Origin of the sequence: Curtobacterium sp. PsM8, from assembly GCF_030433875.1 — a bacterium.
Classification (GTDB): domain Bacteria; phylum Actinomycetota; class Actinomycetes; order Actinomycetales; family Microbacteriaceae; genus Curtobacterium.
On sequence record NZ_JARUXD010000045.1, the window covers coordinates 1 to 21,471 of the forward strand.

Here is a 21,471-nt window from a genome sequence, read left to right on the forward strand (position 1 = left end):
TTTCGGGGCGCCCGGGCGGGGGGGGGGGCCCCCCCCCCCCGGGGGGGGGGGCGGGGGCCCCGGGGGGGGGGGGGGGGGGCCCCCGGGCCGGGCGGGGCCCCCCCCCCCACGTCCGCCACGCAGCCCGGGCCCGCGCGCTGACCCTTGTACGTGCGCTGGCCCGTGCGCGTCAGCGCAGGTCGCGCACCCAGCTCTCGATCGCGGCGGTGATCGCCCGCCGTGCCTCGTCGGGGCTGATCGTCGCCGTCCGGTCGCCCGGCTGCGCCCCGTACGCGCCGAAGTCGGCGTGGTTCGCGCCGGTGACCTGCGTCATCGTGGCGTCTGACGGGAGTTCGTCGCGGGCGGCGGCGACCTTGTCCGGCGTCGACAGGCCGTCGCGCGAGCCGGAGACGCTGAGCACGTCGAGGTCGGTGGCCGACAGGTCGTTCGCGCAGTAGCTGCCGAGCAGCAGGAGGCCGGCGACGTCGGGACCGTCGGCCAGCTGGCAGGCGCGGACGCCGCCGAGGGAATGGCCGCCGACGGCCCAGGTGCGGACCCCGGGGGCGTGCGCCTGGAAGACCGAGAGGGCCCGGGTGTCGAAGAACGCCAGGTTGAGGGTCGGCTTCGTGATCACGACCGTCGTGCCGTCGGCGACCACCTGCCGGAAGGTCGCCATGTAGGCGTAGGCGTCGACCTTCGCGCCGGGGACGAACACGACGCCGACGCCGTCCGGGGTGCCCGTCGGGGTCATCACGACGGAGTCGCCGGCGTCACGGACGGACACCCGGTCGTCGCGCCAGACGGTGAGGGCGGCCGAGCGGGTGCCCTGCATCACGATGTGCGCCCAGACGAGGAACACCAGGACCAGCACGAGCAGGACGGCCAGGACCCACCCGCCGATCCGCAGCACGCGGTGGCGGGGGGCTGGGGTGGTTCGTCCGTCGGTGCTCACGCCGCCGACGCTACTGCCACCGCCTGACCCGCACGACGCGGGGGTCAGTCGTCGGTGTCGACCGTGTTCGTGACGACCTCGCCGCTGCCGGCGTCGATGCGGATGCTGTGCTTCGTGCCGGACGCGTCGAGGACGTCGCCCTCCCAGACGACCGCGCCGGCGTGGTCGTCGAGGCCGAGCTCGGTCACGGTGCCGGAGACGGTCTTCGTCAGGGCGGAGGCCGCCTGGGCGACGGACAGGTCGGCGGCACCGACGAACCGCTTCGCCTCGGCGACGTCGTCCGCGTCCGAGGTCTCCTTCGTCGGACCGGCCGTGGTGCGCCGGCCGTCGGCGTCGACGTGGACCTCCTGCTCACGGCCGTCGGCGGTGACGACGAGGACCTCCCACGAGGTGCCGCCGGCCTCCTGCTCGATCGCGGTCACGGTGCCGGAGCCGACGGCCTTCCGGGCGGTCGCGGCGGCGGTCGGGAGGGCGTCGTTGCCGGCGGTGGCGGCGCTGCTGCTGCCGTCCGACGCAACCGACGGGGCGGAGGCTGCCGGTGCTGAGGCTGCCGGTGCGGCCACGTCGTCGCGGTCGTCGTCGTCCGACGAGCAGCCGGCGAGCGCCAGGGCACCGACGAGCGGGAGTGCGGTGAGGAGGGCGATGCGGCGGGCGGTGGTCTTCGTCGTGGTCTGCATGTGACCACCCTGGGCAACGGGCACTGAAGCAGACCTGAAGCGACCTGGGGCGACGCCTGGTGCCGGTCGGGCCTGCGCCTGTGCCTGTGCCCGCCCGTTCAGTCGTGCAGGAGCGGCAGCCGCACGGTGAACCGTGCTCCCCCGCCGGGCGCTGCCGACACCACGACGCCGCCGCCGTGCCCCCGGACGACGGCGTCGACGATCGCGAGCCCCAGCCCGGAGCCGCCGGCGTCCCGCGCCCGCCCCTCGTCCAGCCGGACGAACCGTTCGAACACGCGGGACCGGTCGGCTTCGGGGACACCGTGCCCGTCGTCGTCCACGGTGAGCACCGCGCTGCCGTCCGCCGTCCCGAGCCCCACGACGACCGTCCGCTCGGCGTGCCGGACCGCGTTGTCGACGAGGTTCCGCACCACCCGGCCGAGCAACCGGTCGTCGCCGCGGACCCGGGCCGGGGTCACGTCGGAGACGTCCACCCGGACGGCCGCGCGGCCGTCCGAACGCACGGCCGCTCCGTCCGTCCCGCGGACGGAACGTGGTCGGGATGCTTCGGTGAACACGAGGTCGTCGAGGTCCACCGCCCGGTCCCGGTCGCGGCCGCGTTCGTCGACGCGGGTGAGCAGGAGCAGCGACTCGACGAGCTCCTGCAGCCGGGCGCCCTCGTCGAGGACGACGTCCGCGAGGTCCGCGGTGCCGGTGACTTCCGGGTGCGCACGGGCGACCTCGGCGTGCTGCCGGATCGTCGCGAGCGGGGAACGCAGCTCGTGCGAGGCGTCGGAGACGAACTGCCGCTGCGCCTGCTGTGATGCCTCGAGCCGCCCGAGCATCCGGTTCATGGTCGTGGCGAGCCGGTCGACCTCGTCCCCGGAGCCCGGCTCGTCGACGCGGGCGTGCAGGTTCGTGCCCTCGACCGCGTCGACCTCGCGGCGCATCCGGTCGACGGGGCGCAGGGCCCGGCCGACGACGAACCACGTGACGAGCGACATCAGCGCCACGACGACGGGCACCGCCACCACCAGCAGGACGGTGACGGTCCGCACGGCGGCGTCGGCGTCCTCCAGGGGCGCGCCGACGACCAGGGTGCCCTCGCTGCCGTCCGGCAGGTCGACGTCGTCGGCGACGAGCAGCCACCGCTCGCCGTCGTGCCGGGAGCGGGACTCCTCGGCGGTGTCGAGCGGCCGGGCAGGGCTGTCGTCGGCGCGGGCGAGCACCCGGCCGTCGGCGTCCTGCAGTTGGGCGAGCACGTCGTCGTCCTCCGCCTCCACTGCGGGTGCGCCGTCGGCCTCCACCCGGCTGCTCAGGCCGTCGAGGGTCTGCTCGGCGGCGGTCCGCACGCCGTCGGTGAGCGAGGTGCGGAGGACCCCGACGAAGGCGACCGCCCCGATGACGAGGGCGACGAGGACGACGAGGGCCGCGCCTCCCGTCGCGCGTGCGCGGATCGACGCGGGCCGGCGCGACCGAGCGGTGCGTTCAGCCACCGTCGGCGTCGAGGCGGTACCCGGCCCCGCGGACGGTCTCGATGGCGTTCCGGCCGAACGGGCGGTCGACCGCGCGGCGGAGGTGCCCGACGTACACCTCGACGATGTTCGGGTCACCGGTGAAGTCGTCGTCCCAGACGTTCGCGATGACGTCGCGCTTCGACAGCACTTGGCCGGGGTGGCGCATCAGGTACTCGAGGACCGTGAACTCCCGGCTGGTCAGGTCGAGCAGGACCTCGCCCCGCCACACCCGTCGCGCCGCCGGGTCCAGACGCAGGTCACCGGCCTGGAGGACCGTGGGCCGTTCCCGGGACCCGCGCCGGACGAGCGCACGGAGACGCGCGACCAGCACCGGGAACGAGAACGGCTTCGTCACGTAGTCGTCGGCGCCGGCGTCGAGGGCGTCGACCTGGTCCCACTCGCCGTCCTTGGCGGTGAGCATGAGGACCGGGGTCCAGTCCTGCTCGGCGCGGAGGGTCTCGCAGACCTTCCAGCCGCTCATGCCGGGCATCATCAGGTCGAGGACGATCGCGTCGTACGGGTTCTCGCGGGCGTACCAGAGCCCGTCGACGCCGTCGTGGGCGACGTCCACGGCGAAGCCCTCGGCCTGCAGTCCGTTCCGGATGCCCTCGGCGAGCCGGACCTCGTCGTCGACCACCAGCACGCGCATCGTCCGAGCATGGCCGGGCGGCCTGAACCGCCGCTGAAGCCGGCCACGGGCCTCCGGCTGCCGAGACGCCCCCGTCAGCCGGAGACGCCCCGGACCGCACAAGACGCCCCCGGATTCGGAGGCGTCTCGGGGACATCGCGGCGCTTCGAGGACACAGCGGCATCGTCCGCCCGCGGAACGCGACGTGGGCGGCCCCACGCAACGGAGTACCGCTGCGTGGAACCGCCCACGTTGCGTTTTGCGGAAGGACTACGCGGCGTCGATCGCAGCGCGGATCTCGGCGGCGGCAGCGCCGACGTCCGAGGCGCTGTAGATCGCGCTGCCGGCGACGGCGACACGGGCGCCCGCGGCCTTGACGGAAGCGACGGAGGACGCCTTCACGCCACCGGCGATCGAGAACGGCACGCCCGAGGCCTTGCCCTCCTCGAGCAGCGTGTCGAAGGTGAAGCCCTCTTCGGCCTGCTCGTCGAGGCCGGCGTGCACCTCGACGAACTCGACGCCGAGCTCGGTGACCTCACGGGCACGGGCGGCCTTGTCGGGGACGCCGATCAGGTCGACGACGATGCCCTTGCCGTGCTTCTTCGCGGCCTTGACGGCACCGACGATGGTGCTGTCCCCGGCGACGCCGAGCACGGTGACGAGGTCGGCACCGGCCTGGAACGCCATGTCGGCCTCGAGCTCACCGGCGTCCATCGTCTTGAGGTCGGCGAACACGATCTTGTCCGGGTGGGCTTCCTTCATCGCCGTGATGGCGGCGACGCCGGCGCTCTTCACGAGCGGGGTGCCGAGCTCGAGGATGTCGACGTGCGGGGCTGCCGCGGCGGCGAGTTCGAGGGCGGTCTCGGTGGAGAGGGTGTCGATGGCGAACTGGAGCTGCATGGTGGTTCCTTCCGAAGGGGTCATTCGAGGTTGGCGTGCCGCGGCCAGAGGTCGTCGGCGGAGTGTCCGCTGCGCTGCCACAGCGCGTGGAACAGTGCGTCACCGAGCAGGACGACGCCCTGCTCGAAGAGGCCGCCGGCGTACTGGGCCGAGGCCGTTCCGGAGCGGTCGGTCTTCGTCGCGGCCGGCAGCACGAGGGTGACCTCGGCCAGTTCGGCGAGCGGCGACGACGCGGTCGTGGACACGGCGACGACCTGTGCGCCGACGTCCACGGCGGTCCGTGCGGCCTGCACGATGCTGCCGGTGGTGCCGGACCCGCTCGCGGTGAGCAGGACGTCGCCGGACTCGATCGCGGGGGTCGTGACCTCGCCGACGACGTGGACGTCGAGCCCGAGGTGCATCAGCCGCATCGCGGTCATCCGCAGCGCGAGCCCGGAGCGTCCGGCGCCGTGCACGAACACGCGCTCGGCGCCGTCAAGCAGGTCGAGTGCCCGGTCGGCAGCCGCCTGGTCGCCCTCGGCCACGCCGTCGACGAGGTCGTCGAGTTCGTGGCTGACGAGGTCGAGCGCGGCAGCGAGCGTGTGTGTGGTCATGCAACAACAGTGCTCCCCCGCACCTGCGGGTGCCGCTACCCGACACGGCGGGCGTCCCACCCGTTCGGACGGCTCCCCGTTCGCGGACGGGCAGGGCGGGTAGGTTCGTCCAGATGGACACGCAGCCCGGCCGGGAGGCCCGGATCACCCCCGCCGAGCACGCTCGCCTGCTCGCCGACCAGGCCGACCGGCACACGCTCACGCTCGAGTCCGTGCTGGCCGTGCTCCGCTCACCCCGGGTGGGCGACGCCGCCGCCCGGGCCGAGGCGGTCGAGATCGCCTCGGCGGCACTCGTGGACCTGCGGACGTCGACGGACCGGCAGCGCGAGGTCCTGCTCGAGCCGGTGGCCGGGGCGTTCTCGCGTCTGCGGGCCGACCTGCGCCCCCTGGTCCGGTTCGGTGACCTGGACGTGCAGTTCGTCGAGCCGCCTGCGAACGGTCGCGCCCTGCCCGGCGACGTCGCCCACGCTGCCCGGGCGGTGGTGCGGACGGCGGTGCTCACCCTCGTGGACGAGGGCCGGGCGAACCGGGTCCGCATCCAGTGGGACTGCGACGGCCGGAACCTGCTCATGCAGCTCCGCGACGACGGCGCCGGGACGCACGACGTGCAGGACGACGCGATGCGGCCGATCGCCGAACGGGTCGCAGCGCTGGCCGGGCAGATGCGGGTCGACTCGACGCCCGGGTGGGGATCCGTGATCGACGTGACCGTGCCGCTGGACCCGCCCGTCGCCTCCGCCCCGGCCCCCGAGGACTCGGACCTGACGCCCCGCGAACTCGACGTGCTGCGGCTCGTGGCGACCGGGGTCGGGAACCGGGAGATCGCGGACGGCCTCGGCATCACCGTGAACACGGTGAAGTACCACGTGGCGAACCTGCTCCGGAAGCACGGTGCCCGGACCCGGGCGGAGCTCGCGGCGCACGCCCACACCGGCTGAGCGGCGGCGCGGCAGCGGCGGCCCGGCGGTCGGCGGATCAGGAAGACGCCACCGACCGACGCGACCGGGACAGCGGGTAGCGGCGGTCGAGCCAGGGGTCGATGACCGTCGTCATGAGGAACCGTCCGACGAGCGACCCGACCACCCAGTAGGCCCCGAGCAGCAGGATCGTGACGCCCGGCCAGACCCGGCTGGCGATGAGCGCGATCGTCAGGAACGCCAGGGCGATGCCGACGCCCGAGTAGAGGTACCGCCAGCTGCGGCCGAAGGCGTCCCGCCGGTCCTGGTCCGCCGCCGTCCGGTCGTCGAGCCCCTGCACGTCGGGTTTCAGCAGGGTGAGGCCGTCGGCGGCGAACAGCTCGCGCACCGGCACCTCGAGGGCCCGGGCGATCGAGGACAGCGACTCGAGGCTGGCGTCGTTCCCACCCTCGACCCGCTGGATCGTCCGCACCGCGATGCCGCTCTCCTCGGCCAGTCGTTCCTGGGTCCAGCCGCGCAGTCGTCGCAGCTCCGTGATCCGCATGTCGTTCATGGGGGCAACGCTAGGGAACGGCGCCGATCCGCACCACGACAGGGACCCGCCACCTGCACGACAGCGACCCGACAGCCTCCCGACAGTGCCGCATCACCCGTTACGGACGGTCGCCGGACGTCGCCGCCCAACAGCATCCCGCTCGAACCAGGGGATGCCGCGGCGCGAGCGGGACACGGTTGTCCGGGTCCGATCGGCGCCACGCGCCACGTGCCACGTGCCACGTGCCACGCGCCACGGCACCGCGACGCAGCGGCGGATCAGCCGGCCGGCGCGAACCGGTAGCCCATCCCCGCCTCGGTGACCAGGAACCGCGGGTGCGACGGCTCCGGCTCGAGCTTCCGCCGGAGCTGCGCCATGTACAGCCGCAGGTACCCGGAGTCGGTGCCGTGCGTCGGACCCCACACCTCGGTGAGGAGCATCTCGCGCGTCAACAGCCGGTCGGGGTTCGTCACGAGGACCTCGAGCAGCCGCCACTCGGTCGGTGTCAGCCGGATCGCGGGTCCGTCGGGCGCGGTGACCTGCTTCGCGACGAGGTCCACCACGAGCGCCCCGATCCGGATCGTCGGCGCGGCCTCGGCCCCGCCCGCCGGAGCCCGGCGCCGACCGAGGGCGCGCAACCGTGCCAGGAGCTCGTCCATCTGGAACGGCTTCGTCACGTAGTCGTCCGCGCCGGCGTCCAGGGCGTCCACCTTGTCGCTCGAGTCCGTCCGCCCGGACAGCACCAGCACCGGCACCTGCGACCACCCGCGGATGCCCTCGAGCACCCCGATGCCGTCCAGCCGGGGCATGCCGAGGTCGAGCAGCACGATGTCCGGCCGCTCGGTGATCACGGCGTCGATGGCGGCCCGACCGTCGCGGGCGGTGACGACGTCGTAGCCCCGGGCACCGAGCGTCACGGCGAGCGCCCGCACCAGCTGCACGTCGTCGTCCGCGATCAGGACCTTCATCTGCCCACCACTCCCAGGTGTCCCGCGATCGGCAGCCGCACCACGACGGTGAGCCCACCGCCGGGGGTGTCGTCGACCTCGATCGTGCCGCCCATGCCCTCGGTGAACCCGCGCGCGAGCGCCAGGCCGAGTCCGAGTCCGGTCTCGTTGTCCGTGTCCCCGAGCCGCTGGAACGGCTGGAACACGTCTTCGCGGCGGTCCTCGGGGATCCCGGGGCCGCGGTCCGCGACACGGAGTTCGACCCTGCCGGCGAAGGCGCTCGCCGCGATCCGGACGCGCTCGCCGTCGGGTGAGTAGCGGACGGCGTTGGCGAGCAGGTTCACGACGACGCGCTGCAGCAGTACCGGGTCGGCGAGGACCGGCGGCAGTTCGGCGGGCAGGTCGAGGTCGACGTCCTCCGGGCCGAGTTCGAGTTCGTCGAGTGCGGGCGCGACGACGGTGTCGAGTGCCGTGGGGACGGGGGCGGCGGCGAGGACTCCGGCCTGTACACGGCTGACGTCGAGCAGGTCGGCCAACAGGACCGCCAGCTGACGGAGGCTCTCGTCGGCGGTCGCGAGGAGCGCCTCCCGGTCGGCTTCGCTCAACCGCACGTCGCGTGCGCGGAGGGACTGGACGGCGGCGCTGGCGGCGGCGATCGGCCGGCGCACGTCGTGGCTGACGGCCGCCAGGATGGCGCTCCGCACCCGGTCGACGGCGGCGATGCGTTCCGCGTCGACGGCGGTGCGGGTGAGGGCGCGGTGTTCCAGGGCGGCGTCGAGCTGCTGCTCGACGACGCGCAGCAGCCGTCGCTGGGTGGGGTCGTCGGGCGCGCCGGCGAACTCCAGGACGGCGCCGGACGGGAGGGTCGTGGCCGCGTCCGGCTCGTCGCCGAACGTCCCCGAGGTGGCCGGCACCTCGTCGCCCTGACGGACCCGGACCCCGGCGAAGCCGAAGGCCTCGCGGGTGCGCTCGACGAGGGCCTGGAGGGCGTCGTCCCCGCGGAGGACGCTGCCGGCGATCCCGACGAGGAGCCCGGACTCGGCGGCGGCCCGGCGTGCCGTACGGGAGCGGCGGGCGGAGCGGTCGACGACGAAGCTGACGAGCACCGCACTGACGACGTACATGACGAGGGCGAACAGGTGCCAGGGCTGCTGGACGGTGACCTGGTGCAGGGGTCGGACGAAGAAGAAGTCGAGACTCAGCCCGGACAGGACGGCGGCGAACACGGCGGGCAGCATGCCGCCGATCAGCGCGACGACGAGCACGAGCAGCTGGTAGGCGAGCACGTCGACGGTGATCGAGTCGGGGTCGTCGGTCAGGCTGAGGAGCCAGGTCAGGACGGGGCCGGCGACCAGGGCGAGCAGGAACGCCGCCACGGTCCGGGAGCGGGACAGGCTGCCGCCGAGCTTCGGCAGCGCGAAGCCGCCGCCCGCGCGCTCGTGGGTGACGACGTGCACGTCGATGTCCCCGGACTCGCGGATGACGGTGCTGCCGATGCCCGGCCCGGTGAGGGCGGCGGCGAGTCGGCTGCGACGGCTGATGCCCATCACGATCTGGGTCGCGTCGACCGACCGGGCGAACCGGACCAGGGTGGTGGGCACGTCGTCGCCGACGACCTGGTGGTAGGTGCCGCCGAGCTGTTCGAGCAGGGCGCGCTGCTTGCCGAGGGCGCCCGGGTGCCGTTCGCGCAGGCCGTCGTTGGTGGTGACGTGCACGGCGGCGAGCTCTCCGCCGGCCGAGCGGGCGGCGATGCGGGCTCCGCGGCGGAGCAGGGTCTCGCCCTCGGGGCCGCCGGTCAGGGCGACCAGGACGCGCTCCCGGGTCTCCCACCGGTTCGCGATGCCGTGTTCGGCGCGGTAGCGCTTGAGAGCGTCGTCGACCTCGTCGGCGAGCCAGAGCAGGGCGATCTCGCGGAGGGCGGTGAGGTTGCCGAGGCGGAAGTAGTTCGACAGGGCCGCGTCGATCCGGGCGGCCGGGTACACGAGCCCGTCGGACAGCCGGTCGCGGAGGGCCTGCGGGGAGAGGTCGACGACCTCGATCTGGTCGGCGGCGCGGACGACGGCGTCGGGGACGGTCTCGCGTTGGACGGTGCCGGTGATCTCGCGGACGACGTCACCGAGGGACTGCATGTGCTGGACGTTCACGGTCGAGATGACGTCGATGCCGGCGGCACGCAGGGCTTCGACGTCCTGCCAGCGCTTCTCGTGCGGGCTGCCGGGGGCGTTCGAGTGCGCGAGTTCGTCGACCAGGGCGACCTCGGGTCGGCGGGCCAGGACGGCGTCGAGGTCCATGTCGTCGAGTTCGACCCCGCGGTGTTCGACCGTGCGACGGGGGACGACCTCGAGCCCGTCGACGAGGGCGGCGGTGGCGGCGCGGCCGTGGGTCTCGACGACGGCGATGACCACGTCGCGGCCGTGTTCGGCCATCCGGCGGCCCTCTTCGAGCATCGTGTAGGTCTTGCCCACGCCGGGGGCCGCACCGAGCAGCACCCGCAGCTTCCCTCGCTTCACGCGCTCATCCTCTCCTGCTCGGGGCCTGGCGCGAACCGGACCCGCACAACCTCGTCCAGCTCGAACCGCGGTTGCCCGTGGTTCGGACGGGTTCTGGTTGTGCGGGTCCGATCGACACCGGGGTCAGCCGAGCTTCGCCAGCGCCAGGTTCAGCTCGAGGACGTTGACCGCCGGGTCACCGAGGAACCCGAGCTGCCGGGACTCGGTGTGCTCGGCGACCAGGGCACGCACCCGGGCTTCGGAGACGCCGCGGGCCGCGGCCACACGGGCGATCTGCAAGCGGGCGTACTCCGGGCTGATGTCCGGGTCGAGCCCGGAGCCGGAGGCCGTCAGCGCGTCCGCCGGGACCTCGGACGCGGGCACGCCGTCGGCCTTCGCGATCGCGGCACGTCGTTCGTCGATCGCCTTGGTCAGGTCGGGGTTCGACGGGCCGAGGTTCGACCCGGACGAGGCGTTCGCGTCGTACCCGTGCTCGCCGGCGGCCGAGGGGCGGGACTGGAACCAGCGGGCCGCGTCCTTGCCGGTGAACGACTGCCCGATCAACGACGAGCCCACGGTGGTGCCGGAGGAGTCGGTGACCATCGAGCCGTTGGCCTGGTCGTGGAAGGCGGCCTGGCCGACACCCCAAACGGCGAGCGGGTAGCCGACGCCGAGGACGACGGTGGCCAGGAGGGTGAGCCGCACGGCCACACCGGTGGAGCGGAGGAAGGAGCGAGAAGAGGAAGCCATGACTAGAACCCCGGGATGAGACCGACGACGAGGTCGATCAACTTGATGCCGATGAAGGGGACGATGACGCCGCCGAGCCCGTAGACGAGCAGGTTGCGGCCGAGGATCGACGACGCCGAGGCTGCGCGGTACTTGACGCCACGCAGGGACAGCGGGATGAGCGCCACGATGACGAGCGCGTTGAAGATGATCGCCGACAGGATCGCCGACGCCGGGGAGTGCAGGTGCATGATGTTCAGCGCACCGAGGCCCGGGAACGTCGCCTGGAACATCGCCGGGATGATCGCGAAGTACTTGGCGATGTCGTTGGCGATCGAGAACGTGGTGAGCGCACCGCGGGTGATGAGCAGCTGCTTGCCGATCCGGACGACGTCGATGAGCTTCGTCGGGTCCGAGTCCAGGTCGACCATGTTGCCGGCCTCCTTGGCCGCGGTCGTCCCGGTGTTCATCGCCACGCCGACGTCCGCCTGCGCCAGGGCCGGTGCGTCGTTCGTGCCGTCACCGGTCATGGCGACGAGGTTGCCGCCCTCCTGCTCGCGGCGGATCAGCGCGAGCTTGTCCTCCGGGGTGGCCTCGGCGAGGTAGTCGTCGACGCCGGCCTCGGCCGCGATGGCCTTGGCGGTGCGCGGGTTGTCGCCGGTGATCATCACGGTGCGGATGCCCATGCTGCGCAGTTCGGTGAACCGCTCGGCCAGGCCGTCCTTCACGACGTCCTTGAGGTGCACGACGCCGAGCAGCTGGACGGTGCCGGCAGCGTCACGACGGCCGACGACGAGCGGCGTGCCGCCCTGGTCGGAGATCTCCGCGACGGTCGCGTCGATCGCCGCGGTGACACCGGCGTCGCGGGTGTCCGCCCAGGCGAGCACTGCCGCAGCAGCACCCTTCCGGACCGAGGACCCGTCGGGCAGGTCGACGCCGGACATCCGGGTCTGCGCCGTGAACGGCACCTCGACCCCGCCGGCCGGGAGGGGCGTGGAGACCCCGGCGGCGAGCGCCAGGTCCACGATCGAGCGGCCCTCGGGCGTGCCGTCGGCGGCACTCGAGAGCGCCGCGGCGGCCATCAGCTCCGGCTCGGTCACGCCCGGCACCGGGACGACCCGGGAGGCGCGGCGGTTGCCGTACGTGATGGTGCCGGTCTTGTCGAGGAGCAGCGTGGTGATGTCGCCGGCGGCCTCGACCGCACGGCCGGACATCGCCAGGACGTTGTGCTGCACGAGCCGGTCCATGCCGGCGATGCCGATCGCGGAGAGCAGCGCCCCGATGGTGGTCGGGATGAGGCAGACGAGCAGCGCGATGAGCACCGTGATGCTGACCGTCGAGCCGACCAGGCCGGCGATCGGCTGCATGGTGAGGCAGACGATCACGAAGACGATCGACAGCGACGCGAGCAGGATGTTCAGCGCGATCTCGTTCGGCGTCTTCTGGCGGGCGGCGCCCTCGACCAGGCGGATCATCCGGTCGATGAAGGTCTCGCCCGGGGTCGAGGTGATGCGCACCACGATCCGGTCGGACAGCACCCGGGTACCGCCGGTCACGGCACTGCGGTCGCCGCCGGACTCGCGGATCACCGGAGCGGACTCACCCGTGACGGCGGACTCGTCGACCGAGGCGATGCCGTCGACGACGTCTCCGTCACCGGGGACCACCTCGCCGGCGACGACGACCACCAGGTCGCCCTTCGCCAGGTCGACCGAGGCGACGTCCTCCGTGGCGGTGGACAGTGCGGCCGGGTCGGACGCCGAGTAGCCGACGACGCGGCGGGCGCTGGTCGTCGAACGGGTCTTGCGGAGCGTCTCGGCCTGCGCCTTGCCGCGCCCCTCGGCGACGGACTCGGCCAGGTTCGCGAAGACGACCGTCAGCCAGAGCCAGACGGCGATCGCGATGGTGAAGGAAGACGGGACGGGCGCGCCGGAGTCGGCCGCGCCTCCCGACCGGGTGAAGGGCTCGACGACGGCGGTGACCGTCGTCAGGGCGGCCCCCACCTCGACGATGAACATCACCGGGTTCTTCCACATCAGCCGGGGGTCCAGCTTGCGGAACGCACCCGGGAGGCCCGCCGCCAGTTGGCGGGGTCCGAAGGCCGACGAGCGTCGGCCCGGCTGCTCAGCGGTGTGCTGCTCCGTCTCGGGAGTCAGGGTGGTCATCAGGACAGTCCTTCTGCGAGCGGGCCCAGTGCGAGCACCGGGAAGTACGTGAGTGCGGTGACGATGACGGCGACGCCGCCCAGGAGCACGATGAACAGCGGCCGGTGCGTGGGCAGCGTGCCGACGGTCGCCGGCACCTTGTCCTGCTTGGCCAGCGACCCGGCGAGCGCCAGGACGAACACCATCGGCACGAAGCGGCCGAGCAGCATCGCGACGCCGAGCGCGGAGTTCATCCACGTCGTGTTCGCGGTCAGGCCACCGAAGGCCGAGCCGTTGTTGTTGCCGGCGCTGGTGAACGCGTAGAGCAGTTCGGACAGGCCGTGGTTGCCCGGGTTGAAGAGCGACGTACCGAGCACCTGCTCGCGGACGCCGGGGATCAGGAGCGACAGGGCCGTACCGGTGAGCACCACGGTCGGAGTGACCAGGATGTACAGCGCGGCGTAGGTCATCTCCTTGGCGCGGATCTTCTTGCCGAGGTACTCCGGCGTGCGGCCGACGAGCAGACCACCGATGAAGACCGTGATGACGGCGAGCACGAGCATGCCGTACAGGCCGGACCCGACACCGCCCGGGGTGACCTCGCCGAGCATCATGTTGATCAGCGCCATCATGCCGCCGAGCGGGGTGAAGCTGTCGTGCAGGGCGTTCACGGCGCCGGTGGACGTCGAGGTCGTCGCGGTGGCGAAGAGCGTCGAGCCGAGGATGCCGAAGCGGACCTCCTTGCCCTCCATCGCGGCTCCGGCAGCGTGCGTGGCGGACCCGCCACCGGCGAGTTCGGCGATCGACATCGCGGCGAGGGACACCAGGAAGATGCCGCTCATCACGGAGACGATCGCGGTGCCCTGGCGGGTGTCGCCGACCATCTTGCCGAAGGTGCGGGGCAGCGAGAACGGGATGACGAGCATGAGGAAGACCTCGAAGAGGCTCGTCCACGCCTGCGGGTTCTCGAACGGGTGGGCCGAGTTGGCGTTGAAGTACCCACCGCCGTTGGTGCCGAGCTCCTTGATGGCCTCCTGCGAGGCGACGAAGCCGTGCGGGATGTGCTGGGTGCCACCGGCCAGTGTGCTGACGTCGGTGCCGGCGCCCCACGACTGGATGATGCCGCCGGCGACGAGCACGAGTGCGGAGACGAACGCCAGCGGCAGGAGCAGACGCCCGGTACCGCGGACCACGTCGACCCACACGTTGCCGAGCGTGCCGGACTTCCGACGGGCGAACCCGCGCACCAGGGCGACGGCGACCGCGAGACCGACGGCGGCGGACAGGAAGTTCTGCACCGCCAGGCCGGCCATCTGCACGGTGTAGCCGACGGTGGCCTCGGGCGAGTACGACTGCCAGTTCGTGTTCGCGACGAACGAGGCCGCCGTGTTGAACGCGAGCGCGGGACCGACGGCGGGCAGGCCGAGGTCACCCGGCAGCACCACCTGGATGCGCTGGAGCAGGTAGACGAGGAGCAGTCCGGCGACGCTGAAGAGCAGCACGCCACGGAGGTACGCGGCCCACGACTGCTCGGCGTCGGGGTCGACACCGATCAGACGGTAGACACCTCGCTCGATGCGGCCGTGGTGGGTGCTCGTGAAGACGCGGGCCATCCAGTCGCCGAGCGGCCGGTGGGCCACGACGAGGAGCAGCACGAGGAGGGCGACCTGGGCGATGCCGGCCCAGGTCTGCGCGACGCCCATCAGAACTTCTCGGGGCGGACGAGCGCCCAGACGAGGTACACGACAGCGGCGAGGCCGAGGACGGCGGCGGCGATGGTGATGGCGATCACAGCCGCTCCACCCCCTTGGCGATCAGTGCCACCACGCCGAACACGGCGAGGACACCGGCGACGACGAAGACGTCGAACACGTGGGACTCCTGGAGATCGAGGTGCCCGCGGCAGCTGCCGTGGACCGCACCGGTTGTGGTGCAGTCCGATGGTGGCTCCGGTCGGGGTCGCGACCGACGGTCCTAACGGTTCCCTCACGGCCCCGTGGTTGACGCGTGCACCGCCCTAACGGCTCACTCCGGAGCGGCGGACCGGAGACGGTCGGCCACCTGCTGCACCGCGTCCCGCAGGGCGTCGGGGCCGGTGACGACGAAGTCGGCGTCGAAGCCGGCGAACTGCGCCGCGAGGGCTGGCCACGACCACGAGCCGGCGGTGAGACGACAGGTGTGGTCAGGGAGGGCCTCCAGGACGGCGTCCTCGGTGAGGTACGGCGCGATCGTGCGCGCGTCCACCTGCAGCACCGCGGTACCGACGCACGGCCAGGCGGGCCCACCGTCGGCCGGGCCCACGTCGGACGGCCCGGTGCCCCGGAAGCGGGCCGCGACGAACGCGGACGGGTCGCCACCCGGGACGTCCCGGGGGACGAACGGGAGACCCGTGGGCACCTTCGGCAGGATGCGGTCCACCCGGTAGGTGCGCCAGTCCCCCGCGTCGGTGTCCCAGGCGAGCAGGTACCAGCGGCCGTTCCGCGCGAGGAGTGCGTGTGGTTCGACACGGCGGGGTGGCCGGTCGTCCTCCGCTCCCGGCGGCCAGGCGGGCGCGTACCCGAAGCGGAGGACCGTACGGGTGCGGACCGCCTCGCTCACGGCGACCAGCACGCCCGGGTCGACCACGACCGAACCGGGCGTGGTGACGACCTGGACGGCGTCGATGCGGTGGCGCAGCCGGGACGGCATCACCTGCCGGACCGTCGTCAGGGCGCGGGTGGCCGCCTCGGCGATGTCCGCGCCGGACGCCGGGGCGACGGCGAGCGCGAGGGCGATCGCGACGGCCTGGTCGTCGTCGAAGAGCAGCGGCGGCAGGTCGGACCCAGCGGACAGCCGGTAGCCGCCGGCGGGTCCGCGCAGCGCGTCGACCCGGTAGCCGAGTTCGCGGAGACGGTCGACGTCCCGCCGGACGGTCCGCGGGCTGACGTCGAGTCGCCCGGCCAGGTCGGGTCCAGACCACTCGCGGCGCACCTGCAGGAGGGACAGCAGCGCGAGCATGCGGGAGGACGGGGTGGGCATGCCCCCGAGCATGCCAGGAGGAGCGGACACGATCTGACCGCATCTGCCGCCATGCTCCTCGTGACGAGGACGACCGGTCCTCGCAGACGAGGAGTCGACATGACCATCACCACCACGCCCCACGTGAACTTCGACGGACAGGCCGCTGCGGCCCTGGCGTTCTGGGGCGCGGCCCTCGGGACCGAGCCGGTCCTCGTGACGTACGGGCAGAGCGGCGCCGTGGCGGACCCGGTCTGGGCGGACCGGGTCGTCTGGGGGCAGGTGTCCTCGGCGAGCGGCGTCCGCGTGATGGCGTTCGACGTGTGGCCCGGACAGCCCTACGACCAGGGCACGAACAGCTCCTACGTCTACCTGTCCGGAACGGACGAGGACGAGATCCGCGCGGTGTGGGCGGGCCTGCAGGAGGGTGCCGAGGTGCGGCAGCCGCTCGGAGCCTCGGCGTGGTCGCCGCTCGCCGGGCAGCTCCGTGACCGGTTCGGCGTCGTCTGGGCCCTCGACGTGCCGGCGCAGCAGGGCTGACCGAGCCCGAGCCAGACAGCGGGGCGGTACGGACCGTCGGCGGACGCGACCGCCGCCGGTCCGTACGCTGACCGCATGGGGATCACGATCACCTCCGTGACCATCGCCTTCGTCCTCGCCGCCGCCGTCCCGGTGGTCGTGACGTCGGCCATCCGTCGGGGGGACCGGAAGCGGAAGCACCAGCGTGTGCTCGCCGGAGCAGCACCGGACGCACTGTTCACGGTGCGGCCGAGACGGTGGCAGCGGGTGATCCTGCGGACGGTCGGCATCCTCCTCGCGGTCGTCGGCGCGGTGCTGCTGCTCGCCGGGGTCACGTCGACCGACGAACCGGACGCGCTGCCCGTGGGGATCACGGGCGGGGTCGCCCTGCTCGCCGGTGTCGCGTTCGTCCTGCTCGCCGGCGCGCTGGCACGGACGCGGATCGACGCGCTGCCGGACCGGTTGATCGTGCGGAAGGGCTTCCGGGCCGAACGCGAGGTGCACCACACCGCCATCGCGTCGATCCGCCCCTGGACCGGCCCGTACGGGGGCATCCAGGCGCGGGACGCCGAGGGCACCGTGCTGTTCGACACGGTCTCGATCGCGATCGGCTACCCCGACCTCGAGGCCTGGCTGGCCCAACGCGCACCCTGGGCGTGGATCGCCTACGCGGGCGCAGCCACCCCGGCTCCGAACTGGCCGGCAGCCAACGCGTCGGCACCGGGCTGGCCGGCACCGAATGCTCCGGCACAGAACGCTCCGGCACAGGGCGCTCCGTACCCGGGCGCTGCACCGCAGGGCTGGCCCGCACAGCGTGGACCCGCCGAGCCGTGGCCCACGCCCGAGACGCCGGGGCCGAACGCGCAGGGCCCGGACGCGCCGAAGTACTGACCGACGATCCCGGGAGCGTCCGGACCGGCATGCTGGTGGCATGGGGGACACGGGCGCCGCGGTGGGACCAGGGCCGGAGCAGGAAGTCGCGCGGGCGCGGAAGGCCCGGGCGCGGAAGCTCCGGAAGCGGCGCGACCTGCGCCGCGCGCTCCGGCTGCAGATGGACTGGCGCGGGCGGCCCGTCCCGCTGCTGGGGTGGTGGGTGGCGCTCGTCGCCGTCGCCTCCGGCCTGCTCTACGGCAGCGCGGCCGACCCCGGCGACCTCGATGTGGCCGGGCTCCCCGTCGCCCTGACCGGGATCGCCGGCGGTGTCGTCTGGGGCGCCCTGGTGGTGGCCGCCGCACCACCGCTCATCGGCGTCCCCGTCATCGTCGTGAGCTTCTTCGTCGCCGGGCTGACGTTCGGACCAGCTGTCCCCGGGGCCGTGTTCGCAGGGATCGTGGGCATGGTCGCCGGGTGGATGGTCGGCATCCAGGTCCGCTGGCTCCTGGTCGGACGACGGCGTCCGTCCGCGCCCCCGTGTCCACAGCAGCAGCTCGTCGACCGGAGCCGCCCCCGACGCCCGGCGCCGCTCACCCGGTCGGAACGGGCGTCCCTCGTACCGTCGGGCGTGGCCAGCGTCGGGCTGCTCGTCTTCTCCCTGCTGTTCTTCGTGCTCCCGGCGCCCAGCACGCTGCCCGCGTGGTTGCTGCTCGTCACGCTGGCCCTGGCGTGGGCGGTGCCGACCGGGTGGTGGAACGGGATGACGCAGAGCCGGTACGCGGTGGGCGGCGCGCCGGTCGCCGCCGCGCAGTGGGGCATCCTGTTCAACGCCTGGGGTGCGGCCGGTGTGCACGGGCTGCCCGTGTCCCTGACCGCGGGGATGGCGGGCGCGGGCCTCGGCTTCGTCGCGCGTCGGCTGTACGAGGCCCAGGTCGGACGCCACCCCCGGCAGCGCCCGGGATCGGCCGTCTGACCGCGGACCGCAGCCCGTCACTCAGACCACGGGCACCCAGGTGCTGACGGTCACCGCGGCCGTCACCGACTCCGGCGCGAACACGGTGTCGGGTGCCACGTGGTGGTGACTCGGCCCCATGTGCACGACGTCGTGCACGTCCTCGGCCGTCAGCGCCATCGTCCACGTCAGGTCCTCGCTCGACCGCAGCGTGAACGCCGGGGTCAGGCTGTCGTGCAGACGCCGCTCCTTCTCGGGGTCGACGCTGATCGTCGCCGCCGCGAGCTCCGCCAGGTGGCCGGCCCGGGGCGTGACGACGACGAGCACGCCCGCAGGGTGCAGCACCCGGGCGTACTCGTGCTGGTTGCGGGGGGCGAAGACGTCGAGCACGACGGCCGCGGCTCGGTCGACGACCGGGAGGCGCTCGGTCACGTCCCCGACGACGGCCCCGACGCGCGCGTGGATGCGAGCCGCGCGGCGGACGGCGACGGCCGACAGGTCCAGGGCGACCCCGAGCCTCCCGGCCGGACCGGCGACGGCGGTGTCGTCGCCGGCAGAGTCGTCGCCGGCACCGTCGAGGGTGTGGGCGAGGTAGGTGCCGGGGCCGGAGCCGACGTCGAGGACCACGCCCGGCGCGGTCGCCTCGCCGACCACGCGGGTGAGCGCCCGCTCGACCGGGGCGTAGTGTCCGCGGCCGAGGAAGCGCAGACGCGCGTCGACCATCGCCGGGGTGTCCGCGGTGAGTGCCCGGCGCCTGGCCGGCAGCAGCGTCAGGTGGCCCTGCTTCGCCTCGTCGTAGCGGTGCCCGTTCCGGCAGCCGGCCTGGCCCGGGGCGGTGCGGGCGAGCAGCTCGGTGCACACCGGGCACGCGAGCACGGGCAGCAGGTCGTCGCGCACCGGTCCAGGGTACGGGCGTGCCGGTAGGTTGCCGTCATGGCCGTCATCCACGAAGCGACTCTCACCCCCGGCAAGCTCGACGCCATCAGCGCTTGGCTGCCCGGACAGCCGTGGAGCGCAGTCCCCGCCGGCACCACGGTCGAGCAGGTCGGGCGTTTCCGGTTCGACGACCCGGACGGTGAGGTCGGCGTGGAGACGTACCTCGTGCGCGCCGGCGACGGCCCCGTGCTGCACGTGCCGCTGACCTACCGCGGGGCGCCGCTCGCCGGTGCCGAGGCGTTCCTCGTCACCGAGATGGAGCACTCGGTCCTCGGCCACCGATGGGTCTACGACGCCGTCGGCGACCCGGTGTACGCCGACGTCCTGCGGCGGGCGATCGCCACCGGCGGCCACGAGGCGGAACTCGAGCGGGCCTCCGGGCCGGGCACCCTCGAGAAGGAGGGCCGGGCGTCCGGCGACGGCACCGAGCAGACGTCGCCGACGGTCACGACGGTCGACGCCCGCACCGACGGCTCGGTCACCACCGTCACGACCGACCACGGCACGCTCGCCGTGCTGCGGGTGCTCGGCAGCGACGTCCCCGCCGGGGCGACCCTGACGGCAGGCTGGGGCGCCGACGGCTCGGCGGTCGTCGCAGTGCTGCTGCCGTAGACCGGCTGCGCTGGCGGGGCAGTCCGCCCTGCGCTGGCGGGTACGGCCAGGGCCTGGCTCACCCGGGTGGCCGCTGGCAGGATCGGTCGGGTGAAGACACTGGAGTTGCCACAGACGGACCTCACCGCATCCGACGTCGTCGTCGGCCTGATGCGGATCAACGACATGAGCGACGAGGACATCCGGTCGCTGTACGCCGCCTCGCGCGACGCCGGCGTGACCATGTTCGACCACGCGGCCGTGTACGGCGGTTGGCACGGCTGCGAGGAGCGGTTCGGTGCGGCGGTCGTGCTGACCCCGGCGGAGCGCGGCGAGATCGTGCTGCAGACCAAGGTCGGCATCCGGCCGACGGACAACGGCGCGTACTTCGACTTCTCGTACGAGCACATCCTGTCCTCGGTCGAGGAGTCGCTCGCCGCCCTCCGCACCGACTACATCGACGTCCTGCTCCTGCACCGCCCCGACGCCCTGGTCGAGCCGGAGGAGGTTGCGAAGGCCTTCGACGAACTGCGCGCCGCCGGCAAGGTGCACCACTTCGGTGTCTCGAACCACACCCCCGGGCAGGTCGAGCTGCTGAAGAAGTCCGTGCAGCAGCCGCTCGCGTTCAACCAGGTGCAGCTGAGCATCACGCACGCGAACGTCATCACCCAGGGCCTCGTGGCGAACATGGGCGGCCTCGACCAGGCGATCGACCGCGACAACGACATCCTGAACTACTCGCGGCTCAACGACGTGACGCTGCAGGCCTGGTCGCCGTTCCAGAAGGGCTTCTTCGACGGGGTCTTCCTGGGCGACCGCGAGCAGTACGCCGAGCTGAACGACGTGCTCGAGGAACTGGCCGCGGCGCACGGCGTCACCCCGACCGGCATCGCCGTGGCGTGGATCACCCGGCACCCGGCGCACTTCCAGGTCGTCCTCGGCACGACGAACCCGCAGCGCGTCCGGGACTCGGCCGCCGGCTCCGACGTCGAGCTGTCCCGCGAGGAGTGGTACCGCGTCCTGACCGCCGCGGGGCACACCGTCCCCTGACGGTCGCCGCCGTGGACGACGCTCCGGCGCAGCCTCAGCCCGCTGGAGCGTCGTCCTCGCCCGGCTCGCGCGGGGGCAGGGCTGCCGCGGGGTCCGCCGTGCCGCCGGACACGACCTCGAACTGGATCCCGAGCACTGCCGGGTCCTCGTCGAGCTCGAGACCGTCGCCGGTGACCTGTTCCTCGGGGATGGCGAGACCCTTCGACGGGTCGAACGCGCTGCTCATCGACATCCGACGAGCATGCACGGCAGACCCGGGAGTCCCCGCAACGTCACCTGTCCAGCCGTCGAGCTGACTAGCCGTCGAGGTCGTCCGCGTGCAACCGGTCGCCGGGCTGGGGGCGCCGGAACACCGGGCCGCCGCCAGCTTCGTCCTCGTCGTCGTGCCGGACCGGGGAGTCCACCGCGTCGCCGGTCGCGTCCGCTCCGGTGACGTCGGCTCCGGACGGCTCGGAGCCCGAGGCCGTCCCGCGGGACTCCTCCACCTCGAGTTCGTCCTGGTCGGAGCCGTCCACGGGGACGTCGCTGCCCTGCTGCTGGGGATCGAACGGTGCGCTCATCGACATG

At 73.2% G+C, this 21,471-nt stretch carries 23 protein-coding genes; 6 read left to right on the forward strand and 17 right to left on the reverse strand.

Annotation, left to right across the window (positions count from 1 at the left end; genetic code table 11):
• Positions 1–169: 169 nt before the first annotated feature.
• The 6 genes from QCD68_RS11385 to hxlB all read right to left on the reverse strand — a co-directional run bounded on the left by QCD68_RS11385 (position 170) and on the right by hxlB (position 5,225).
• On the reverse strand, positions 170–931 hold the full coding sequence (locus QCD68_RS11385; RefSeq protein WP_301223089.1) for an alpha/beta hydrolase: 762 nt from the start codon (positions 929–931) through the stop codon (positions 170–172).
• A gap of 44 nt (positions 932–975) precedes the next feature.
• Positions 976–1,608: a PepSY domain-containing protein gene (locus QCD68_RS11390; RefSeq protein ID WP_301223090.1), complete on the reverse strand. Its 633-nt coding sequence runs from the start codon at positions 1,606–1,608 to the stop codon at positions 976–978.
• Positions 1,609–1,706: 98 nt separating this feature from the next.
• Positions 1,707–3,083 (reverse strand): sensor histidine kinase, encoded by a 1,377-nt coding sequence (locus QCD68_RS11395; RefSeq protein WP_301223091.1) that lies wholly within the window; start codon positions 3,081–3,083, stop codon positions 1,707–1,709.
• Positions 3,076–3,753, reverse strand: coding sequence for a response regulator transcription factor (locus QCD68_RS11400; RefSeq protein WP_204606670.1), 678 nt, complete (start codon positions 3,751–3,753; stop codon positions 3,076–3,078). Before QCD68_RS11400 ends, QCD68_RS11395 begins: the two co-directional genes overlap by 8 nt.
• A 249-nt stretch (positions 3,754–4,002) precedes the next feature.
• A complete protein-coding gene (gene hxlA, locus QCD68_RS11405; protein WP_301223092.1) occupies positions 4,003–4,632 on the reverse strand; it encodes a 3-hexulose-6-phosphate synthase in 630 nt (209 codons plus the stop codon).
• A gap of 20 nt (positions 4,633–4,652) precedes the next feature.
• Positions 4,653–5,225 carry a 6-phospho-3-hexuloisomerase gene (gene hxlB, locus QCD68_RS11410; RefSeq protein WP_221848980.1) on the reverse strand — a complete coding sequence of 191 codons (573 nt, stop codon included), beginning with the start codon at positions 5,223–5,225 and terminating at the stop codon, positions 4,653–4,655.
• A gap of 113 nt (positions 5,226–5,338) precedes the next feature.
• Here hxlB and QCD68_RS11415 point away from each other — a divergent pair, with 113 nt between their 5' ends.
• Entirely contained in the window at positions 5,339–6,163 is an 825-nt protein-coding gene (locus tag QCD68_RS11415; protein WP_301223093.1) for a LuxR C-terminal-related transcriptional regulator, read from the forward strand.
• Positions 6,164–6,200: 37 nt separating this feature from the next.
• Here the strand turns inward: QCD68_RS11415 and QCD68_RS11420 are convergent, their stop codons facing one another.
• From QCD68_RS11420 to QCD68_RS11455, 8 genes are all read right to left on the reverse strand, one after another.
• The gene (locus QCD68_RS11420) at positions 6,201–6,695 is read right to left on the reverse strand and encodes a helix-turn-helix domain-containing protein (protein ID WP_301223094.1); all 495 of its coding nucleotides are present in this window, start codon (positions 6,693–6,695) and stop codon (positions 6,201–6,203) included.
• 260 nt (positions 6,696–6,955) lie between these two features.
• Positions 6,956–7,645, reverse strand: a complete 690-nt coding sequence (locus QCD68_RS11425; protein ID WP_221848983.1) for a response regulator — start codon at positions 7,643–7,645, stop codon at positions 6,956–6,958.
• Positions 7,642–10,134, reverse strand: a complete 2,493-nt coding sequence (locus QCD68_RS11430) for an ATP-binding protein (protein ID WP_301223095.1) — start codon at positions 10,132–10,134, stop codon at positions 7,642–7,644. Before QCD68_RS11430 ends, QCD68_RS11425 begins: the two co-directional genes overlap by 4 nt.
• Positions 10,135–10,257: 123 nt before the next feature.
• Positions 10,258–10,863: a potassium-transporting ATPase subunit KdpC gene (gene kdpC, locus QCD68_RS11435; protein ID WP_301223096.1), complete on the reverse strand. Its 606-nt coding sequence runs from the start codon at positions 10,861–10,863 to the stop codon at positions 10,258–10,260.
• A gap of 2 nt (positions 10,864–10,865) precedes the next feature.
• A complete protein-coding gene (kdpB, locus tag QCD68_RS11440) occupies positions 10,866–13,007 on the reverse strand; it encodes a potassium-transporting ATPase subunit KdpB (protein ID WP_301223097.1) in 2,142 nt (713 codons plus the stop codon).
• Positions 13,007–14,689, reverse strand: coding sequence for a potassium-transporting ATPase subunit KdpA (gene kdpA, locus QCD68_RS11445; protein WP_301223098.1), 1,683 nt, complete (start codon positions 14,687–14,689; stop codon positions 13,007–13,009). The genes kdpB and kdpA overlap by 1 nt, the downstream gene beginning before the upstream one ends.
• Positions 14,689–14,778, reverse strand: a complete 90-nt coding sequence (locus tag QCD68_RS11450) for a potassium-transporting ATPase subunit F (protein ID WP_111074018.1) — start codon at positions 14,776–14,778, stop codon at positions 14,689–14,691. The genes kdpA and QCD68_RS11450 overlap by 1 nt, the downstream gene beginning before the upstream one ends.
• Before the next feature lie 233 nt (positions 14,779–15,011).
• The gene (locus QCD68_RS11455; protein ID WP_290155756.1) at positions 15,012–16,004 is read right to left on the reverse strand and encodes a helix-turn-helix transcriptional regulator; all 993 of its coding nucleotides are present in this window, start codon (positions 16,002–16,004) and stop codon (positions 15,012–15,014) included.
• Between the two features lie 99 nt (positions 16,005–16,103).
• Here QCD68_RS11455 and QCD68_RS11460 point away from each other — a divergent pair, with 99 nt between their 5' ends.
• From QCD68_RS11460 to QCD68_RS11470, 3 genes are all read left to right on the forward strand, one after another.
• On the forward strand, positions 16,104–16,523 hold the full coding sequence (locus tag QCD68_RS11460) for a VOC family protein (RefSeq protein WP_301223099.1): 420 nt from the start codon (positions 16,104–16,106) through the stop codon (positions 16,521–16,523).
• Between the two features lie 75 nt (positions 16,524–16,598).
• On the forward strand, positions 16,599–17,393 hold the full coding sequence (locus tag QCD68_RS11465) for a hypothetical protein (RefSeq protein WP_301223100.1): 795 nt from the start codon (positions 16,599–16,601) through the stop codon (positions 17,391–17,393).
• Between the two features lie 40 nt (positions 17,394–17,433).
• Positions 17,434–18,348 carry a hypothetical protein gene (locus tag QCD68_RS11470; protein WP_301223101.1) on the forward strand — a complete coding sequence of 305 codons (915 nt, stop codon included), beginning with the start codon at positions 17,434–17,436 and terminating at the stop codon, positions 18,346–18,348.
• Between the two features lie 21 nt (positions 18,349–18,369).
• On the opposite strand, the gene QCD68_RS11475 is transcribed toward QCD68_RS11470, so the two are convergent.
• A complete protein-coding gene (locus QCD68_RS11475; protein WP_301223102.1) occupies positions 18,370–19,224 on the reverse strand; it encodes a putative RNA methyltransferase in 855 nt (284 codons plus the stop codon).
• A 36-nt stretch (positions 19,225–19,260) separates the two neighbouring features.
• Here QCD68_RS11475 and QCD68_RS11480 point away from each other — a divergent pair, with 36 nt between their 5' ends.
• A complete protein-coding gene (locus QCD68_RS11480) occupies positions 19,261–19,875 on the forward strand; it encodes a CG0192-related protein (protein WP_301223103.1) in 615 nt (204 codons plus the stop codon).
• Positions 19,876–19,965: 90 nt separating this feature from the next.
• Entirely contained in the window at positions 19,966–20,904 is a 939-nt protein-coding gene (locus QCD68_RS11485; RefSeq protein WP_301223104.1) for an aldo/keto reductase, read from the forward strand.
• A gap of 34 nt (positions 20,905–20,938) precedes the next feature.
• Here QCD68_RS11485 and QCD68_RS11490 read toward each other — a convergent pair whose 3' ends face one another.
• Both QCD68_RS11490 and QCD68_RS11495 read right to left on the reverse strand, forming a co-directional pair.
• On the reverse strand, positions 20,939–21,136 hold the full coding sequence (locus QCD68_RS11490) for a hypothetical protein (protein WP_301223105.1): 198 nt from the start codon (positions 21,134–21,136) through the stop codon (positions 20,939–20,941).
• Positions 21,137–21,200: 64 nt separating this feature from the next.
• Positions 21,201–21,470: a hypothetical protein gene (locus QCD68_RS11495; protein ID WP_301223106.1), complete on the reverse strand. Its 270-nt coding sequence runs from the start codon at positions 21,468–21,470 to the stop codon at positions 21,201–21,203.
• Position 21,471: the final 1 nt, after the last annotated feature.

Bases quoted from the DNA above. Each gene is read 5' to 3' on its own strand.
- kdpC (WP_301223096.1), bottom strand. From the start codon at position 10,863: ATGGCTTCCTCTTCTCGCTCCTTCCTCCGCTCCACCGGTGTGGCCGTG.
- QCD68_RS11495 (WP_301223106.1), bottom strand. From the start codon at position 21,470: ATGTCGATGAGCGCACCGTTCGATCCCCAGCAGCAGGGCAGCGACGTC.
- QCD68_RS11455 (WP_290155756.1), bottom strand. From the start codon at position 16,004: ATGCCCACCCCGTCCTCCCGCATGCTCGCGCTGCTGTCCCTCCTGCAG.
- QCD68_RS11470 (WP_301223101.1), top strand. From the start codon at position 17,434: ATGGGGGACACGGGCGCCGCGGTGGGACCAGGGCCGGAGCAGGAAGTC.
- QCD68_RS11420 (WP_301223094.1), bottom strand. From the start codon at position 6,695: ATGAACGACATGCGGATCACGGAGCTGCGACGACTGCGCGGCTGGACC.
- QCD68_RS11460 (WP_301223099.1), top strand. From the start codon at position 16,104: ATGACCATCACCACCACGCCCCACGTGAACTTCGACGGACAGGCCGCT.
- hxlA (WP_301223092.1), bottom strand. From the start codon at position 4,632: ATGCAGCTCCAGTTCGCCATCGACACCCTCTCCACCGAGACCGCCCTC.
- QCD68_RS11490 (WP_301223105.1), bottom strand. From the start codon at position 21,136: ATGTCGATGAGCAGCGCGTTCGACCCGTCGAAGGGTCTCGCCATCCCC.
- QCD68_RS11480 (WP_301223103.1), top strand. From the start codon at position 19,261: ATGGCCGTCATCCACGAAGCGACTCTCACCCCCGGCAAGCTCGACGCC.
- kdpA (WP_301223098.1), bottom strand. From the start codon at position 14,689: ATGGGCGTCGCGCAGACCTGGGCCGGCATCGCCCAGGTCGCCCTCCTC.
- kdpB (WP_301223097.1), bottom strand. From the start codon at position 13,007: ATGACCACCCTGACTCCCGAGACGGAGCAGCACACCGCTGAGCAGCCG.
- hxlB (WP_221848980.1), bottom strand. From the start codon at position 5,225: ATGACCACACACACGCTCGCTGCCGCGCTCGACCTCGTCAGCCACGAA.
- QCD68_RS11465 (WP_301223100.1), top strand. From the start codon at position 16,599: ATGGGGATCACGATCACCTCCGTGACCATCGCCTTCGTCCTCGCCGCC.
- QCD68_RS11425 (WP_221848983.1), bottom strand. From the start codon at position 7,645: ATGAAGGTCCTGATCGCGGACGACGACGTGCAGCTGGTGCGGGCGCTC.
- QCD68_RS11390 (WP_301223090.1), bottom strand. From the start codon at position 1,608: ATGCAGACCACGACGAAGACCACCGCCCGCCGCATCGCCCTCCTCACC.
- QCD68_RS11415 (WP_301223093.1), top strand. From the start codon at position 5,339: ATGGACACGCAGCCCGGCCGGGAGGCCCGGATCACCCCCGCCGAGCAC.
- QCD68_RS11400 (WP_204606670.1), bottom strand. From the start codon at position 3,753: ATGCGCGTGCTGGTGGTCGACGACGAGGTCCGGCTCGCCGAGGGCATC.